General features: G+C 50.7%; 1 protein-coding gene. It reads right to left on the minus strand.

Translation table 11 applies throughout. The annotated features are described in order from the left end of the window. Positions 1 to 434, minus strand: a 434-nt coding sequence (locus J8281_RS19115) for an Ig-like domain-containing protein (RefSeq protein WP_210199251.1), incomplete at both ends; no start/stop codon positions are given.

Raw genomic sequence — 434 nt, forward strand, 5'->3', positions numbered from 1 at the left:
TCGTCTAATACTATAATGTTTACCGTATCGTCCTCGTCCACACTGGCCGTATCGTCCACTGCCGTTGGCGTATCGTCTACTGGGTTGACCGTGACATCTATTACTGCGGTGGTACAGTCCCCATCTGCATCACAGATCTCATAGGTTATTTGATCTGGGCCGTTGTAGTCTGCGGTTGGTGTGTAATCTATCGTATCATCGGTTGGGTCGTTTGGTGTACCCCCATCATTTACTGTCGCTACTCCATTGGTTGGGGCACTTGTTATGTTTATGGTGCCGGTGCTGGGGCCGTCGCCGCCAAAATCATCATCGTCTAATACTATAATGTTTACCGTATCGTCCTCGTCCACACTGGCCGTATCGTCCACTGCCGTTGGCGTATCGTCTACTGGGTTGACCGTGACATCTATTACTGCGGTGGTACAGTCCCCATC

It is taken from the genome of Aquimarina sp. U1-2 (genome assembly GCF_017897595.1).
Taxonomy (GTDB): domain Bacteria; phylum Bacteroidota; class Bacteroidia; order Flavobacteriales; family Flavobacteriaceae; genus Aquimarina.